Annotated in this window: 1 protein-coding gene; it reads left to right on the top strand. The window is 41.1% G+C overall.

Annotation, left to right across the window (positions count from 1 at the left end):
* The first annotated feature begins 342 nt into the window (after nucleotides 1-342).
* Nucleotides 343-867, top strand: coding sequence for a hypothetical protein (locus AKL11_RS10870; protein WP_157673512.1), 525 nt, complete (start codon nucleotides 343-345; stop codon nucleotides 865-867).
* Nucleotides 868-1020: the final 153 nt, after the last annotated feature.

Below are 1020 nucleotides of genomic sequence, written 5' to 3'. Positions count from 1 at the left end.
GTCTCTTGACGAGGAGGAAGAGGTGCTCAGAAAACCGGTTAAGCCAAAACCAAAATAAAACCGATGGTTTCAAGTGAGTTTTGGTTTAAACCAAATATACGCTCTTTTTTCAAAGGAACTTTGATCTGTACAAGGGGTCAAAGGGCTTTTACTAGCGAATAATACCAATTCTGTTTTTAAATTATGGGCTGCGCAGTTATTTTGACCGACTGGGTTTGTGTTGAAGTTCCTCGCCATAGCTACGGCTATGACTCGTCTCTTCGCCTTGCCCAGTCGCCCAAAATAACTTGCTCGTTCCAAAATTTAAAAATGCCATTGGTATAAGTAGGATTTAGGGCAGCAATGAATATAACATCATCAGTAAATAATATCGCTGTAATGGGTGGGGAACCCAATCAGCCAACTTTTGTAAATGCCGAACCCGGTCAGGCTTTTCAATTATCTGTGGCCACTCGGCAAAACATAAAGAAAGAGTTTGAAGGGCTTTTAACTCGCTGCTCGGATGGTCAGGATCTGGATAGCCGATCGCCTGAGGTGTCAGAATTTATTAAGCAACATATGACGGAAATCCAGGAGGTCGTTAAGTGCTATACACAGGAAAAGGGGTCTCATAATTGCCTGTCGGATAAAGATTGTACCATAAAACGGCCGATAAGCCCCTCTGGAGTGGATCATGTTAAGCTGAGCTTTAACGACAATGGGTACTGCATTCATTTAACTGATGAAGCGAGAGAGCATGAATTTTATAAAAGCTTGTTTGCTGAGGAAGGCGTAAAGATTCTGGACGTAGCCTCTGGGTTCGGTTCCATAGCGAGTCATCTTTTGAATAAAAATAATACACTTACTATCAACGATATAAGTAGTTGATCATTTGAAATCATATAAACTGACTAACCGATCAATCAGTTAATCCATTACGAGCCGACTCAGGAATTTTGAACTACTGTTTCCTCATAGTTTCCACCTGTACGATCATCATGAAATCGGTTTCCAACATAACTGATCCAGCTATCATCACTA

This window comes from Endozoicomonas ascidiicola (genome assembly GCF_001646945.1).
Classification (GTDB): Bacteria; Pseudomonadota; Gammaproteobacteria; order Pseudomonadales; family Endozoicomonadaceae; genus Endozoicomonas; species Endozoicomonas ascidiicola.
The sequence above is the reverse complement of the archived record's forward strand: the minus strand, read 5'-3'. Positions and strand labels throughout refer to the sequence as shown.